The sequence below is a fragment of the Labilibaculum manganireducens genome (genome assembly GCF_002843385.1).
Classification (GTDB): Bacteria; Bacteroidota; Bacteroidia; order Bacteroidales; family Marinifilaceae; genus Labilibaculum; species Labilibaculum manganireducens.
In genome coordinates, this window is sequence record NZ_MVDE01000005.1 from 112,810 (window position 1) to 129,529 (window position 16,720).

General features: G+C 33.9%; 16 protein-coding genes, 4 tRNA genes and 1 other RNA gene. 16 read left to right on the forward strand and 5 right to left on the reverse strand.

Features of this window, described 5'->3' with window-relative positions; translation table 11 throughout:
* The first annotated feature begins 187 nt into the window (after window positions 1-187).
* The 8 genes from BZG01_RS21965 to BZG01_RS05360 all read left to right on the forward strand — a co-directional run bounded on the left by BZG01_RS21965 (window position 188) and on the right by BZG01_RS05360 (window position 8,359).
* On the forward strand, window positions 188-319 hold the full coding sequence (locus BZG01_RS21965; protein ID WP_281256414.1) for a hypothetical protein: 132 nt from the start codon (window positions 188-190) through the stop codon (window positions 317-319).
* Window positions 320-533: 214 nt separating this feature from the next.
* The gene (locus tag BZG01_RS05330) at window positions 534-677 is read left to right on the forward strand and encodes a ComC/BlpC family leader-containing pheromone/bacteriocin (RefSeq protein ID WP_101308799.1); all 144 of its coding nucleotides are present in this window, start codon (window positions 534-536) and stop codon (window positions 675-677) included.
* Between the two features lie 78 nt (window positions 678-755).
* On the forward strand, window positions 756-2,036 hold the full coding sequence (locus BZG01_RS05335) for a radical SAM/SPASM domain-containing protein (RefSeq protein ID WP_101308800.1): 1,281 nt from the start codon (window positions 756-758) through the stop codon (window positions 2,034-2,036).
* Window positions 2,037-2,042: 6 nt separating this feature from the next.
* A complete protein-coding gene (locus BZG01_RS05340; RefSeq protein WP_101308801.1) occupies window positions 2,043-4,379 on the forward strand; it encodes an outer membrane beta-barrel family protein in 2,337 nt (778 codons plus the stop codon).
* Between the two features lie 252 nt (window positions 4,380-4,631).
* Window positions 4,632-5,288: a PQLLE family protein gene (locus tag BZG01_RS05345; protein ID WP_101308802.1), complete on the forward strand. Its 657-nt coding sequence runs from the start codon at window positions 4,632-4,634 to the stop codon at window positions 5,286-5,288.
* Window positions 5,289-5,349: 61 nt separating this feature from the next.
* Window positions 5,350-5,556 carry a hypothetical protein gene (locus BZG01_RS05350; protein ID WP_101308803.1) on the forward strand — a complete coding sequence of 69 codons (207 nt, stop codon included), beginning with the start codon at window positions 5,350-5,352 and terminating at the stop codon, window positions 5,554-5,556.
* Window positions 5,557-5,619: 63 nt separating this feature from the next.
* Window positions 5,620-6,939 (forward strand): radical SAM/SPASM domain-containing protein, encoded by a 1,320-nt coding sequence (locus BZG01_RS05355; protein ID WP_101308804.1) that lies wholly within the window; start codon window positions 5,620-5,622, stop codon window positions 6,937-6,939.
* A 91-nt stretch (window positions 6,940-7,030) separates the two neighbouring features.
* Window positions 7,031-8,359, forward strand: coding sequence for a S41 family peptidase (locus tag BZG01_RS05360; protein ID WP_101308805.1), 1,329 nt, complete (start codon window positions 7,031-7,033; stop codon window positions 8,357-8,359).
* Between the two features lie 143 nt (window positions 8,360-8,502).
* On the opposite strand, the gene BZG01_RS05365 is transcribed toward BZG01_RS05360, so the two are convergent.
* Window positions 8,503-8,751, reverse strand: a complete 249-nt coding sequence (locus BZG01_RS05365; RefSeq protein WP_143470841.1) for a hypothetical protein — start codon at window positions 8,749-8,751, stop codon at window positions 8,503-8,505.
* 792 nt (window positions 8,752-9,543) lie between these two features.
* Between BZG01_RS05365 and BZG01_RS05370 the strand changes: the two genes are divergently transcribed.
* The 3 genes from BZG01_RS05370 to BZG01_RS05380 all read left to right on the forward strand — a co-directional run bounded on the left by BZG01_RS05370 (window position 9,544) and on the right by BZG01_RS05380 (window position 11,815).
* On the forward strand, window positions 9,544-9,939 hold the full coding sequence (locus BZG01_RS05370) for a DUF4377 domain-containing protein (RefSeq protein WP_101263244.1): 396 nt from the start codon (window positions 9,544-9,546) through the stop codon (window positions 9,937-9,939).
* 34 nt (window positions 9,940-9,973) lie between these two features.
* Window positions 9,974-11,092: a M12 family metallopeptidase gene (locus tag BZG01_RS05375; RefSeq protein WP_101308807.1), complete on the forward strand. Its 1,119-nt coding sequence runs from the start codon at window positions 9,974-9,976 to the stop codon at window positions 11,090-11,092.
* A gap of 276 nt (window positions 11,093-11,368) precedes the next feature.
* Complete coding sequence (locus BZG01_RS05380; RefSeq protein WP_101308808.1) at window positions 11,369-11,815, forward strand: hypothetical protein; 447 nt, start codon at window positions 11,369-11,371, stop codon at window positions 11,813-11,815.
* 302 nt (window positions 11,816-12,117) lie between these two features.
* Here the strand turns inward: BZG01_RS05380 and BZG01_RS05385 are convergent, their stop codons facing one another.
* The 4 genes from BZG01_RS05385 to BZG01_RS05400 form a co-directional block, all read right to left on the reverse strand.
* A complete protein-coding gene (locus tag BZG01_RS05385; RefSeq protein ID WP_218973011.1) occupies window positions 12,118-13,128 on the reverse strand; it encodes a glycosyltransferase family 2 protein in 1,011 nt (336 codons plus the stop codon).
* Between the two features lies 1 nt (window position 13,129).
* Window positions 13,130-13,906, reverse strand: coding sequence for a class I SAM-dependent methyltransferase (locus tag BZG01_RS05390; RefSeq protein ID WP_101308809.1), 777 nt, complete (start codon window positions 13,904-13,906; stop codon window positions 13,130-13,132).
* 81 nt (window positions 13,907-13,987) lie between these two features.
* Window positions 13,988-14,935: a glycosyltransferase family 2 protein gene (locus BZG01_RS05395; protein ID WP_101308810.1), complete on the reverse strand. Its 948-nt coding sequence runs from the start codon at window positions 14,933-14,935 to the stop codon at window positions 13,988-13,990.
* Window positions 14,936-14,944: 9 nt separating this feature from the next.
* Window positions 14,945-15,508, reverse strand: coding sequence for a DUF4199 domain-containing protein (locus BZG01_RS05400; protein WP_101308811.1), 564 nt, complete (start codon window positions 15,506-15,508; stop codon window positions 14,945-14,947).
* A gap of 251 nt (window positions 15,509-15,759) precedes the next feature.
* On the opposite strand from BZG01_RS05400, the gene ffs reads away from it, so the two are divergent.
* The 5 genes from ffs (at window position 15,760) to BZG01_RS05430 (ending at window position 16,573) form a co-directional block, all read left to right on the forward strand.
* Window positions 15,760-15,856: signal recognition particle sRNA small type (gene ffs / locus BZG01_RS05405), an RNA gene on the forward strand.
* 29 nt (window positions 15,857-15,885) lie between these two features.
* Window positions 15,886-15,962: transfer RNA gene (locus BZG01_RS05410), tRNA-Thr, on the forward strand.
* An 88-nt stretch (window positions 15,963-16,050) separates the two neighbouring features.
* Window positions 16,051-16,124: transfer RNA gene (locus tag BZG01_RS05415), tRNA-Thr, on the forward strand.
* A 37-nt stretch (window positions 16,125-16,161) separates the two neighbouring features.
* Window positions 16,162-16,233: transfer RNA gene (locus BZG01_RS05420), tRNA-Thr, on the forward strand.
* 266 nt (window positions 16,234-16,499) lie between these two features.
* A tRNA-Thr gene (locus tag BZG01_RS05430) sits at window positions 16,500-16,573 on the forward strand.
* Window positions 16,574-16,720: the final 147 nt, after the last annotated feature.

Sequence of the window (16,720 nt, forward strand, 5' to 3'; positions counted from 1 at the left end):
GTTGAACGCTTTCTACATGGACGTTTCATTTAATGATCATTATCTCACTTTTTTTGATTAGAAAACCACCTATTGTTTGATTAGTTTTCTAATTGCAAGTAGTTAGAAAACTAATCGTTTTTTTAGGTTTTATGTTCCAATTTTGAAAGAGTTTTAAATGAATACTTCACTTAAAAAAGTAAAAATCATGAAAACACGAAAGAACTATAAGGCAATTGAGGTATTGAATCAAAACGAATTGACCCTCGTGAAAGGTGGAGAGGAAGGAAATTATATTATTGTTATTATTGATGGAAAAGAGGTGAGAATATATGTGTAATAGAAAAGAATGTAATATGACAATCTACTTTTTAGGGAAAAATAATTTAGGAAAGTAGCCGCCCCGGATTACGCATGAATATAAATCCATCCTCTACCGGAGGTGGCTATAGTAGCCATAGCTACCTGTAAGCAAGGACAAAGCTACTAGAAAGAGGTGAATTTTGCAATTGTGAAAGGAATGGATAATTATAAAATAACAAATATAATATATTATGAAATTCAAAATTTTAAACCAACCTGAAACTCTTGATAATGAAGCTTTGAATCAAATAAAAGGTGGTGGTTGCGGATGCCAAACATGTAATCATTGTAACTGCAAAAAAAATAAGGGCGAAGAAGAAATATCACTATCCTAAACAATTAAGGCTACCAAGAAAAACAACATAATCTTGGTAGCCTTACAAATCACAAATATTTATAAACTTACACTCCTTATGATCTGGTCAAAATACAATTTCTCTTTTGAAAAAGAGAAAATTACCTATCTATACAATTCAAGAACAAATGCTCTGATTTCAACAAATGAAGACGAGACTAAAATATCATTGAATCAAGCAAAAGACGGAAATTTTTCAATGTTGGATCCGGACTCCTTAGATTTACTAAGAAATGGTAAATTTATTTTATCCCAAGAAGATGAGAACTCTTTTTTTTATGAAAAAAAACACAATTACTACACCTCCGTCTTCTCAAATGAAATACTAAATTTAACAATCCTAACTACCCTTAACTGTAATTTTAAATGTCCTTATTGTTATGAAAAAGATGCTTTAAACACCCAAAATCTTTCTCCTGAAATTGAAAAATCAATAATAAATTTAGCGAAGAAATTTCCAAACATTAATAAAATCAAAATAACATGGTATGGAGGGGAACCACTTTTAAATTTTGATTCTATAAAGAGACTCACCTTAGAACTTGAGAAACTAAAAAAACCTATCGAACACAACATTGTAACCAATGGTTATCTATTAGATGAAAAAATGTCTTTTTTTAACACTCGGAATTTAGAGAGTATTCAAATAACAATAGATGGTTTAGCAGAAACTCATAATAAAAAACGTATTCTAAAAAATAATAACGGAACATTTGATAAAATACTTGCAAACATTGAAAATTTCTTTAAATTAAATTCTACATGTAGAGTATTTATCAGATGTAATATTGACGAATCAAACGAAAATGAATTTAGCCAACTTTATCACTTTTTAAACAAAAAATTTAAATTTGAAAAAAGATTAATTATATACGCTGCATTTGTCCGAAATGACAACGGCACATGTAATAATATTTTTATTGACAACGATAAAGAGGCTGATTTTTTCATTCGAAATTTTGAAAAAGAAAACATTAAGAATTTAAGCTTTAAACCAAGATTAACATTAGGTGGCTGTGGAGCTAATAATCTTCTTTTCTTTGTTATCACTCCTAATGGAGATATGTATAAATGCTGGAATGACATTGGAAAATTTGATTATCGAATAGGAAATATACTTGACAATGGAACCTATCTTAATGAAATTACAGATAAATATCTTTTAGGTCCAAGTATATATACAGATGCAGAATGTAAAAACTGCTCTTTTTTCCCAATATGTAGTGGTGGTTGTTCCCATAAACGAATTCAAAACCTACTTCATAATGGAAAATACAATTTATGCACATACGCGAAAAATCATCTCGAAAAGTTTCTTGAATTAAATTACTTAATATAATAATCGATGCATCGGTATCTACTCTTCTTACTATTTACATTTCAAACACTTACCTCCCACTCCTCAAATCTGAGGGGTAAGGTTATCAATGATCAAGCTATTTCTCTTGAATACTTTACTGTTGCAATTCTACTCCCTCAGGATTCAAGTATCATAATCGGGGGAGCTTTTGTAGATGGTTATTTTGAATTTGAAGATCTTAAAGTTGACCAATGTCTTATTCAAATATCCTGCGTTGGATACCAAACCGTAACTCAAAATATTGATTTTTCAGCAATCAATTCTATCGATATTGGAACCATTCAAATGAAAAATTTAGAATTGAATGAAATCACCGTTTTTGCAAAGCGACCAACTTTTAGGCAAGTTGAAGGTCGCTTGCTTATTGATGTAAAAGGCACTGCATTGAGTGAAGCTGGTGATCTCTTTGATGCTCTGAAAAGATCACCAGGTTTAGTAGTAGATAACAACAACAACATTACCGTATCTGGGAAAGGAACTCCCATTGTTTTTATCAACAACCGTGAAATTCAAAACAAAGCCGAAATTGAAGCTTTGCAATCCGATGATATTATGAGTATTGAGATTGACAGGAATCCTTCAGCTGAATACAGTGCTTCGGGAAATGCAGTTGTGAGAATCAAAACCAGGAAAATAACAAATGACAAAATAAACCTTCAGATTTACAACCAGAATTATTTTGCAAGAAAAAACAGTACCCTAAACGGAGTACAACTCAACAATAAAATCAACAAAACAACTGCATCAATTAACTACTCATACAAGTATTTTAAATCGAAAAACTTCGAAGATGCATACGAAATAAACACACAAAGTGAATATACAATTGCTAACAATAATTCTACAGTTCGATTTCCAAAAACAAAAACACACAACCTGTTTCTTTCTCTCAATCAAGAAATAACTGCCAAAAACAACATCGGCTTCCAATATTCATATATTTCTACCAATCAAAAACAGGACTCCGATTCGAAACAAACCATCAACAAAACAAATAATGGAGTTACCAATCGAAATATTTTAAAACTCAGGGATGTAGCTAAAGACCTGCACATTTATAATCTGAATTACCAATATGATATTGACAGTACATCTTCTTTGTCCGTTATAGGTGATTACACAAGGTATGTAAATCATTCAACCGAAGATATCGGGGAAAAGAACATTACAAATAATTTGAGTTTAAAAAGCTTGATCGATAATCAAAATGATTACACTATCTATAGTGGAAAGATAGACTTTAAGACTTGTCTCCTCCAATCAATAAATCTGCAAACAGGAGTAAAAGCATCAAAAGTTACTAACAATGGAAAAGTTACTTCAGTGAATCAAATCACCACAACAGAAAACTACCAAATTAATGATAAAATTGATGACCGTATAAGTGCTGCTTATTTCAACTTAGAACCAAAACTAAATAATTTCAAATTGGAAGCAGGATTTCGTTATGAGTATACCGACACCAAAATATCTTCAAACGAAAAAACTGTTCTCGATTCAACTTACGGGCACTGGTTTCCTTCTGTCTTAATCAACAAAGAATTTTCCGACTATGTAAATGTAACATTGAGTTACGCTAAAAAAATTGACCGACCAAGTTTTAATGAATTAAGTACCGACATTACCTATTTTGATGCACTATCTTATAGTACCGGAAACCCAAAAATAAAACCAACAATCAGTCACAATCTTGACCTTAGTTTTGGTTTGTTCAAAAATCTCTCGGTTAATTTTGCTTACTCCTATGAAAAAAATGCACGCATACTAAGTGCTGTAAGCGATAATGCAAATCCAGACATTGTGAAATATACTCCGGTAAACATTAGCCAGGCGGAATATCTTAATTTGAACATCGATTATAATTATTCAGGAAAAAACCTAAACAGCACTTTTAGCTTTGGAGGGAAAAAACCATTTATAGAAATTCCATATATGGATGAACTACGAAAAATCCGAAACTCCTCGTGGTACTTTCAAACCAATAACGATTATTCAATTACATCCAGAACAAGTATTTTTGCAAATTACCTATATAATAGCAGCAGTAAAGATTTAATGACGCATTTTGAGAGTTCTTCCAAGTTGTCTGTTGGTGTAAATACTTCTTTTTTCAGTAAAAAGTTAAACATTGCAATAATGGCAAATGATATTTTCAACACTTCCGATAATTCATGGGAAGATCGATATGGAAACATTGTTGCGGGTTCCATTCCTGACCAAGACAACTCATGGATTAGATTTTCCATTAAATACAATTTCAATAATTTTAAAGGAGGCCTCAAGAAAAAATCAGCAAGCGAAAGTGAATTGAATCGACTATAAATTCAAATCTCCCATCAGAAATGAACAAAATGCATTTAGGAACAACGAAGAAGCTCTTAGGAACGACCATTCTGCGCGGAATGATGACTCCTAAAGCCTATCTGGTCACCCCTAAAAGGGAATGATAAGTCCTAAACTCGGAATGGTCACTCCTAAAACTGGAATGATTACTCCTAAGTACAGAATGGCCTTTCCACACCCAATATGATGATACCACAGTAATTTTCTATTTAACCTTTAAAAAATCATAAAATGAACAATTTAAACGAAAGCCTTGCCCAATTTCTGGTAAGTACCAAACTACTAATCAACAACAGCATTAACAGTTCTATTATTAAATCTACTGTCGCATTGTTCGGTTACGATGAACCAAAACTTACCGAAGCACAAACCTTACTAAATACTGTTGAGGATCTGAACAACACTCAACAGAAAGAGTATGGCGATCAGTACCAGGCTCAAAATGATTTTCAGACTAATCGAAAAAAAGCCCATGACGCTTATATGGATTTGCTAACAATTGCCAAAATTGCATTAAAAAATGATGTGAGTGCTCAACAAAGCCTGGGTCTGAATCATCCTCGTAAAAAAAGCTTTAGCGGTTGGCTGACACAAGCTTTACAATTTTGCAACAATTTAATTGCAAGCCCAAACTACACTGCCACCATGGAAGTTTACGGACAAGGAGTGGAGAAAATACAAGCCGTAAAACAAGCAATTACTGACACTCAAAATTCTGCCGAAATACACAAAAGCGAAACAGGAGAAGCTCAACAGGCAACACAGTTGCGCGACGCTAAATTAGACGAACTTGCTATTTGGGTAATCGACTACAAGAAAATTGCTAGAATTGCATTAAAAGAGCAGCCTCAACTATTGGAAAAATTAGGATTACTGGAAAGGTCGTAACTAAAAATATACCGGTTACCGAAAAGGTTATAGAGTAGGTGTTATTTAATAATTAACAGAAATGAAGAAAATTAATTTCTTAGAAGATCCAAAGGTTGATCAACATCAAGACAAAAGAATGTTTCCTCAGATGTTTAACCTAAGCGACACTGAACTTTCAAATTTAAAAGGAGGAATACTTGATAAAGATGTTCCTGATTGTGATGCCGTATGTTTACCATCAGAACATGGTGGAGGAACTTGCAGTTGCCTAAGTAATTTATGCTAAAATTTTATTACTCAAATTGAAGATCGATTTCTATCGATCTTCTTTCCATCTTAACTTATAAAAATGAATTGGTCTAAATATAATTTTCTTTTTAAGTCCCGGCAATACGGATATTTAATTTATAATACGCTTACAAATAGCTTTGCCGAAATTGATGAATCAACATTCAATAAATTTGAAAAACTTAAAAATGACACAAAAACGATCAATAACGATTTTTCCCAAGAGGAAATAGAAAAGTTGCAACAGGCTAAAATAATTGTAAATAATGATTACGATGAATATTTAAAAATCAAACTTAGCAGGCATATTAAAAGGTTCGACAAAAGCTTAATGACACTAACAATAGCTCCAACTTTACATTGTAATTTTGCATGCAGTTATTGTTTTGAGGATGCTCGCCCCAAAGTTTATATGACCGACCAAATCGAAAATGACATTATATCTTTTATTAAAAGGCATACTGAAGTAAAAAGACTCTCAATTACATGGTTTGGAGGGGAACCTTTATTAAGTTTCGATAGAATTGAATCATTAACAAAAAAAATAAAATTACTGGAAATAAATTACTACTCGTCAATAATAACAAATGGCTATTTATTAACTCAAAAAGTTGTTGATAAATTACATGAGTTAAAGATAAGACATGTACATGTAACTATAGATGGCCCTGAAAATATTCATAATAAAAGAAGACCTCATATAAAAGAAACAGATTCTTTTGATGTTATATATACAAATATACTTCGACTTAAACCATTAATAAAAGCTCAAAAGGTTGCATTAACTGTCAGGGTAAATGTGGATCATACCAACGAAGTTCATTATCATGAAATTTACAAAAAAATCAGAACTGACTTTACCGGTCTCGAAGTATCTATATACGCTGGTATTGTAAAGAAATCGTATGGATCCTGTTCTTCTGTTGATGATATACTTATGGATAATCAAGAACAAGCCAACTTCAATATTGAGCAATTCTCTAAATACGGAATCAAAAACTCTAATTTCTTTCCCATAAAGGTTAGCGGTGAATGTATGGCTCGTCAGCTTTATGGATATTTGATTGATGCAAGAGGAGATATTTACAAATGTTGGACGGATGTTGGTAATAAAAAGGAAGTTGTTGGAAATATTTCAAATAACAACGCCATAAACCCAACAAAACTAACCAGGTATTTAACTGGTGCTGATGTGTTTGACAAACCAGAATGCCAGGAATGTTTTTTCCTTCCTGTTTGTGGTGGAGGTTGTCCACACCTCGCCCTAAAGAAAAAATTTGATGGAAACCCTATTAACTTATGTCTTGTCGCAAAAAATAATTTAAAAGAATTTTTGGAAATTTATTATGAAATCATAACAAAAAAAACAAAGGCGATTTAAAAACATTTTATTGTGATACCCCTTAAGTGCACCTGCTTAAATGGTAATTGTTTAAGCAGGCACTATTCCTAAATTAACCAAGCAACCTTCCATGAAAAACTTTATTCTTCTTTCATTTGTATTTCTGATTACCTACAATGCATGTAGTCAGAAATACACTCCATACTACTTTTCAAATGTCGAGATCATAAATGACCTTCAATTTTTAAAAGAAAAATGTACAAGTATTCATCCTAAATTCTTAGACGAAAACTTCTCAAAATCGTGGAGCAATACCTACGACAGCATTCTAAACACTCTGCCAGACAGCATATCCATTACTGATAGTTTTGTGTTAATGGCAAAACTTTTGTCGGGAATTGAAGACACACATACAGGATTTAATTTCCCTATTGAAGAGAGGCAAAAATATATGTTTAACGGAGGCCTTTGTATGCCATTTACGATTCTGGTTAAAAACAATAAATTATTTTTCAATCAGTATTTTAGTAAAGACCCAAACATACAGCTAAGCGATGTTGAGATAGTATCGATAAACGCAATTGATTCTCAAAAAATACTCTCCGATTTACGAAGTATAGTGGGTGTTAAGAATAGGGAATGTGGAGATCACGCAGTAGAAATGTTCTTTAATATGGGTTTTTGGATACTTTATGGTGAATCAGAAAAATATCTTATACAAACAGTTTCTTCCGACTCAATTCTTACTGCAAAAGCGCTTACCAACGAACAATATTTCTCGCTTAAAAACCAGTATCCTAATCCACAACAAAATCAATACAAATTGGAGTTTTCCGCGAATAGAAAAGTGGCATATCTATCCATAAAATCCTTTTTGGGAGATGATAATTTCTATACTTTCCTTTCCAACTCTTTTGACTCTATAAAACAAAAAGAATGTTCTGCATTAATTATAGATGTAAAGAATAACCCAGGAGGAAGAAGTCGTGCCGTTGACAGCCTGCTAAATTATCTAACCAATAAACCATATCGTCAATATGCATCTATTGGTATTCGTGTAAGTGATGAAATAAAAACTTTATACAAGACTAAAAATCAGCATTTGTATTCTATTATAAATCAGTTAAATGAAGATGTAATTTACAGCTTTAATGATAGTGCTTTACTACATATTCCTAATCCTAAAAAATCATTATTCGAGGGGGATGTATTCGTTACGATAAATGAGAGAACAAATAGTGCCGCAGCAACATTTGCAGGTGTCGTAAAAGAAAAGAAACTTGGCAAAATAGTTGGTCATAAACCGACAGGCGAACACCTAAAATACTATGGTGATTATCTTTCTTTTAAGCTTCCTCATACAAAATTCGAGTTTTTTGTATCCCCCAAGGAGTTTATCCAATATGGTGGAACAAACTACAATACCGGGGTAAAGCCTGATACCTCTACCTTGCCTTAAATTGAATACAAATATAAGTTAGTTCGTAGAAAGCGTTCTTCTCCCTACTCATAAAACCCCTTACCAAACACACCAAATTCATATTTCCCCAGTACTTTGTGTTTCCAAACGGCATCCATAAATCCGATGCCATAATCGAAGAGCTACACAAAACTTGCTGCAAGCGCTTTTATTGCAATGGCAAACAATTTGCTCTTTGTAAGTGCATCAGCAAACACAAGAATAGCGTATAAAAAAACTGGAAAAGAAAAAATCCGGTGAACAGCTATCCCTAAAACGAATGCTCCAATTGTTGCCACAACCACACTAACTGCGAAATAATAATCACTGCCTTGTATGTGAAAGGCTTTACACATGGACTTTTCGCAGAACAAAGGCCTACTACTTTTCATATGATTATAATTTTAAACTTTTGCCATATAGCCTGTCCCGAACTTGTTTCGGGAGAACTTACCACGCCGGGAATAATCATCTCCCTGAGTGTCAAAAAATGTTTTGGCATGGACGTTTCATAACGAAATAATTATTTCATCATTAGAACAATTCTAAATTGAATTTTTAATTCAAAAAATACATTTTTTTTCTAATCAAAACAGACCCTTTTCCTAATCAAATTGCAATAGAATTCTAATCAAATGATTAGAAAAGAACCAGCACTTGCTATTTATTATTTTTTAATAGACTCCTATCTCTCTTCACTATTTTGTTCGATATATATTTTGTTTTAACTAATCATTTCATCTGTTTTTGATTAGAAAACAGCTTCCAGTTTGCTTAGATTTCTAATCACAAGCAACTAGCAAGTTAATCGTATTTGTTGAATTTAGGTTTTATTTTTAAAAGAAGTTTACAACGACTATTTCATCAAAAAAAGCAAAGTATTTAAGACTCTAAATCAAAATGAACTGGCACAACTTAAAAGTGACAATAATATTATGTTGTTATATATGGAAAAATGGTGAGGATATATGCATAATAAAAAAGCATCTAACTAAACAGAGAAATTAACCCAATATAATATGACAATCTACCTTTTAGTAAAAAATAAATATGAAAAGAAGCCACTACAGATTAACAATAAGACAATAAAACCGCTTCAGAAAGTGACAAGCGTAGTCAAATCTATCTGAAAATAAGAGTACTACTATACAGATTTTAACCTTACATAACTAAAGAGTATTAAAATGAAAAACAAGAATAGAGATTTAAATACTAAACGAATGCTGTCACAATTGTGCCTTGTCCTCGCCTTTATTGCAATTCTCGCCACAATAGGATGTAATAACAATAATAATTCAAACGAAAAAACGACAATAATTAATGTTGAGCCTGAAACAATATTAAATGGTACCATCCCTGACTCACCTGATTTGGTAGAGTGCATGGAAGCAACCGACGAAAATACCAATGAAAAATATTATCTGGCATTACATCATATTGAAGGATTTGAGTATGAAAAAGGATATAGATATCGACTCAAAGTCATAATAACCCAAGGAGATCCACAACTGGATATACCTACAGAAAATTTTAAACTTATAGAAATACTATCAAAAATAAAGATTCAAACTGACGAATAACAACAATCCCTTTCCCAATTAATAAATTCATATTATGAAAAAAAACATTTTAAATTCAGCTTTAATAGTAAGCTTGTGCTTAGTATTATTTTCCTGTTCTCAGGAAGAAATAGATGAAACAACAAGTAAAGTAACTTATTCCCCGGAACTAATAACCCTTGAATCAGGAGTTGTCGTAGAAAAACAAGGAGATAATTATCTTTGGGAAGGTGATATTTTATTATCTCCCACTCAATTAAAAGCATTGAATGACAGTGGAACAATATTTATTGAAGCAATAGAAAATCCGGCACCAATAACTTCATTAAATCCTGTTACAAACTTACCAGTAAGTTTATCTTCTGAAAATGGAGAACAGACAAAAGCTCTAGGTATATATCCTACGGCATATAATCTTTGGGCTATGGTACGTTTTACATACAATGCTAATTTAACCTCTACCCAGAAATATTATATTAAAGTAGCTCTTTTAGACATTGAATCGAGAACTAATATTAGATTTTACAACGCAACCGGGCAACCAACGGTTGACCCTACATATGGTTTTGCTTATCCATATGTTGACTTCACAGCCATAGGAGATGAAGATACGAGTAGCTCTTATGTTGGTAGAATTGGTGGAAGACAACAAATTAGTCTTGCTGATTTTGCTTTTTCTTATTGGAGTAGTCGCGTTATTGAACATGAAATATTACATGCATGCGGTATGTTACACGAACAATGTCGTAAAGACAGGGACAATTATGTGACTATTGATTGGTCTAATTTGACCTCATCGGGAGAAGCCCAATTTACTAAAAGAACAAGCAATTATTATATGATTGGTAGTTATGACTTTAATTCAATTATGGGTTATCCTTCAAAAACAGACTCTCAGAGTGCAGTTGTAAGTACAAGTGAACCAATGTACACAAAAAAAGATGGTAGTTATATTACTCAAGGAAGTATACCGTCTGACTTAGACAGACGTTGGGTTAATACCTTATACTTACCCTATATAGCCCGGTCTGATGTGTACCGTGAATTAGATGCTGTTGTATATAAATCTGACAATACCGTTATGACAGCATCAGAAAGACTATCCTTGCAAGCTCAGTTAAATAATGGGGTTTCAACCCCTCCAGCGGGTGGCCAAATATCGAATGAATTTTAAGCAGATTTAATTTATTAATTTTACATATTGCCGGGAACGCTTTTTGGGAAAGTGGATTTATTCCCGGCATTTTTTTTATATACAAGAATAAACAATTTACAAAAAGTCAAGTTTCTGGCGAGAAGTTTGATCAAGCCCAAAACCATTTTGTAGATAAAAAAATCTGCAAGTCGATTTCTATTACAAATTTTCTCTTTATACGTTACTTATAAACACGCAACCAATTCAATAAAATGACGTCTTAAAAAAATAAGACAAATTCTAAATTCAAAAAAAATGAAAACTTATTTGACAATTATTCTATCGCTTTTATTCCTTTCTGGATGCCTAAAAGATGATGACAACACTCCCGAAATAACTATCGATTGGGAAACTTATGACTATGTGATGAATTGGACTGAAGTTGAGAGCAAGACGGGAGATTCTGATTGGGAAAATATATTTGAGGGACAAGATTTGACCTTTTTATCTAACTCTATTGATGAAGAACTTGAATTGCCCAATAATGGAATCATTCTATATGCACCAAGTGTCAATATCAATATAAAAAATAACACTTCATTTGAAAGAACAGATAGTACATTCGTACTTTATTTGTACCCAGATACAACAGAAGCCGATACGATATCCTTAGCTTATAAGCTTTCAGATAGTTCAACCTTAGTGATATCAGACACAACAGTAAGCCCTGCTACTCAAATTAAATACAGAAGAGATAATTAAAATGTACTGTCTCAATTTTTATCTCAGCACTTAATACAGACATAAGCTACTGAATGTCATAAAATAGAAGCAACAAATTCATATCAATACTGAAATGACATTTTAAACTCATCAGACAATGCGTGGGAAGACAGATACGGTAACATTACAGCCGGATCAATTCCTGATCATGATAACACGTGGGTGCGGATTTCAATCAAATACAATTTCAATCATTTTAGAGGAGGCCTCAAGAAGAAATCTGCCAGTGAAAGTGAATTAATCAGACTATGAAAAATAGAATACTACTCTTGTTCAAGTTCCTATTCGTAAAACCCTTTTCCAAACACCCCAAATTCATCTTGACCCAGAACTTTATGCTTCCAAATGGCATCCATAAATCCGATACCATAAGCGAACAACTGCACAAAACTTGCAGCAAGCGCTTTTATTGCAATGGCAAACGATTTGCTCTTTGTGAGTGCATCAGCAAAAACCAGAAAAGCGTACAAAAGAACCGGAAAAGCAAAAATTCGGTGAACAGCAATCCCTAATACTATAGCTCCAATTGTTCCTATTGCGAACAATGATGGGAACAGAAAGAAGATCTTGAAAGTTTCCGGGTAATGTTTTGAGATAATGTAGCGGGTTTTGCCAAAACCAAAAACCTGTTTATAGAATTTTTTAAAGGAGATTCTTCGTTTGTGAAATACGTAAGCATCGTGAACCAACCGAGTCTCGAAACCACGCTTAATTACCTCAATGGCAAAAACCATATCTTCGCCCGGATGCATAGTAGTTACCGGAAATCCGCCCGTATTTTCATAAACAGCTTTCGAAAAGCCCAAATTAAAACTACGTGGGTGAAATTTGTGAACCTGTTGCTTTCCCCCTCGAATACCTCCGGTTGTAAAAAAGGAAGTCATGGCATAAGAAACTGCTTTCTGAAAATCCGAGAAATCGTCCATAGCACCATCGGGACCGCCATAACAATCCACAAAATTATCGGTTAATTCCCGATGTATGGTTTCCATATAGTGAGCTGGAAGAATACAATCCGAATCGAAAAACAGAAAATAATTCCCTTTCGCTCTGGCCAATCCATAGTTACGACCAATGCTGGGACCTTCGTTTTGTTTGTAGAAATACGATATATTTATCCGATCTCGATAGCTGTCGCAAAGCTCTTCACTTTTTATCGATGAACCATCCTCAACCACTACCAATTCAAAATCTTTAAAAGTCTGCCCGGATAAACTATCAAGCAGTTCTTTCATTTCATCCGGACGATTGTACACCGGAATAATAATCGAAAATTTAATTTCTTCGGACATCTTATCGTTTTTGATTGAAATAGAAAATTTCATTCATTGGCAAGCGATACTTTTCGGCCAAATCGGAAGAAATTTCTTTTGCATATTGAGATTGGAAAACAGAAAACCCCACTTTTGACAACTTATCGGCATAATCCAAACCATACAAACGAACATGATCTTTTTGACGGTACAGTCTCTCTCTTTCCTTCGGATCCGTAACATTTGGATCTTCCATCGTTACCGGATTTTTGGTATCCATGGGAACCTGTAAAATGGCAAATCCCTCTGGTTTTAACACCCGGTAAATTTCACTCATTGCCTTCTTGTCATCGGTAACATGTTCCAGCACATGATTGCAGATCACCACATCGTATGATGCTTCGGAAAAGGGGATTTCCTGCACATCGAAATGCACATCGGCAATGGGAGATTCCAAATCTGCTGTGGTATAATCCAAATTAGGCAACTTTCTAAACCGCTTGTAAAAGCATTGTTCTGGAGCAATGTGTAAAACTTTAAGTTCTTGTGTAAAGAAATTGGTCTTTTCGTTCAGATACAACCACATCAACCTGTGGCGTTCCAAAGAAAGGCATTTGGGACACAAAACATTATCTCGCCCTGAGGCTTTGGTGTATCCGTAAGGAAGAAATTTACGGAAATGCCCGCCACATACCGGGCATTCCACTTTATTTCCGATAAGAAATACGGCAAGTATACGATTTATTATCAGACTCATTCGAATCAAAACCGGACGGGGAAATATTTGTAATAAAATTCTTATTATTCGTTTTATCATTGGGATTTCGTAAGATTTTCAAAACTACAAATATGAGTGAGGGGTAATCCAGAACTCCTCACGCATAATTTATAATTCAACCTAAATTTCTTTTTCAATTTGATAGGTATTTCGCTCTGATGAGCTGCGGCTTACCAATTCAGCTATAAATCCGGTAAGGAACAACTGAGTTCCAATAATCATTGTTGTTAATGCAATAAAAAAGTACGGACTATTGGTTATGCGGGGGGCTATTTCACCCAAACTCATGCTATACAATTTCTGAAATCCAATCCATGCAGAAGCAAAAAAACCAACCAAAAACATAAATGTTCCCAGTAATCCGAAAAAGTGCATTGGTTTTTTACCAAACTTGCTGATAAATGAAATGGAAAGTAAATCGAGAAAACCATTTATAAAACGGCTCAAACCAAACTTTGTTACACCATATTTTCTTTCCTGATGCTGAACCACTTTTTCTGTGATTTTAACAAAACCAGCTTCTTTGGCCAATATTGGAATGTATCTGTGCATTTCGCCGTACACCTCTACACTCTTCACCACCTTATTCTTATAAGCCTTTAATCCACAATTAAAATCGTGCAGCTTAATACCAGACATGGCTCTTGCTGTTCTATTAAAAAATTTACTTGGAATTGTCTTGGAAATTGGATCGTAACGCTTCTGCTTCCATCCCGAAACCAAATCGAAACCATCTTCTGTTATCATACGGTACAGTTCCGGAATTTCATCCGGCGAATCCTGAAGATCTGCATCCATAGTAATAACAACATCTCCTTCAACAATTTCGAATCCGCTGAAAAGAGCTGCTGATTTCCCGTAATTTCGTCGGAATTTGATTCCGCGAACAGAACTATACTTAGTTTGTAAATCCTCTATCACAGTCCAAGAGGTATCATTACTTCCATCATCAACTAAAACAACCTCATAGCTAAAACTATTTGCCTGCATCACCCGATCAATCCAGGCCAGTAATTCAGGAAGCGATTCTTCCTCATTGTACAAAGGAACTACAACAGAGATATCCATATTTAAATTTTACTGATTATTCAATTCGCTAAATTTATCAATAGAGTTCCTATTAAACAAATTTCTGTTCTGACGAAAGAAAAAAGCCAAAATAAGAGAAAAAAACAGTCCTGACAATGCTTTACTGAACCACTGTCCAAAAGCAAATAATCCAGGTGTGATATTCTTATATATTCCCATCAGCAAATCGATATCTTTTTGCTGATATCCCATTTCATGCAGGCCTTTTTCCAGAAAAATTATGGCTTCTTTAATAATAGCCGTATCAAAAAAACTTGTTAAAACATAAATAAAAATAGAATAAAACATCGAGGCAAATCCTATAATAAGGACTCCAGTTGCTAATGCCTTTCCATAGCTGATTGCACCACCCAATTCATCATCGCGATACTTTTTCACGCCAAAAAAGATCCCGCTAACTATTAAAAATAGATTTATGGACCGAAGATTCGGATCGAAATTAACCGATAAATCTTTTAGGTAAACCACAAAGGCTGCTAAAATCAGCGCTCCTCCAACCAATGCTCCAAAAAGAAAAGTGTGTCTAAGTAATGAATTTTTAAAAATCTGCATGAAAGATAAATTTGTTTTTCGAGCACAAAGATATCCGTTTTTACTAGAAAGCCGTAATCAAAAAAGCTTAATTCTAATTTCAATTGCTCATTGTTTATATCCGAAATGAATACTTCCTGAAAAAAAACATCATTTTAAAAAAAAATTATTTCTCTGAGAATAAAACCATTGGCTATTCACCACCTAAAATTTAGATAAGAAGTTGCATAATTTGTTTGCGGGGAATCAGGATTTTTCTACTTTTGTCGTCGGGTAAGCACTATGCGACTAGCTCCTACTGAATCCCCCCAGGGTCGGAAGGCAGCAAGGGTAGGTGGTCGAAGCAGTGCGACGTAGCTGTTTACCCACTTTTTATACTTTATTATTTGTATAAAAATGCCGATATAGCTCAGTTGGTCAGAGCAGCTGATTTGTAATCAGCAGGTCGCGGGTTCGAATCCCCCTATCGGCTCCAATAAAATTAAAAGAAAGCTTGCGGGCTTTCTTTCGTTCTTTACAAGATTATTTGAAGGATCATTTTTACCTTCTAAAAATAACAAAACGCCGATGTAGCTCAGTTGGTCAGAGCAGCTGATTTGTAATCAGCAGGTCGTGGGTTCGAATCCCTCCATCGGCTCAATTTAAGGAAGATTATCTCCTTTTATTTTGTTACTGCCGTTGTAGCTCAGGGGTAGAGCGCTTCCTTGGTAAGGAAGAGGTCATGAGTTCAATTCTCATCAATGGCTCAATTAAAACTATAAAGAAAGCTTCCGGGCTTATTTTCGTTCTTTACAAGATTATCTGAAGGATCGTTTTACCTTCTAAAAATAACAAAACGCCGATGTAGCTCAGTTGGTCAGAGCAACCGATTTGTAATCAGTCCCGACTAGTCGGGATGGATTTAAATCCCTCCATCGGCTCAAAAAAAAACAATAAAGAAAGCTTTCGGGCTTATTTTCGTTCTTTACAAGATTATCTGAAGGATCGTTTTTCCTTCTAAAAATAACAAAACGCCGATGTAGCTCAGTTGGTCAGAGCAGCTGATTTGTAATCAGCAGGTCGTGGGTTCGAATCCCTCCATCGGCTCTTTTTTTTACCCCACCAACTTCATATTTTTCGAATCTCTATGATGCGAAAATAGTTTCGCGTCTCTATGTTTTATTTCTTGAGTTCAAAACATATGCTATTCTTTGTATGTAAAAGAAATTAGTGTATTTTCGTTTTGAACAAATA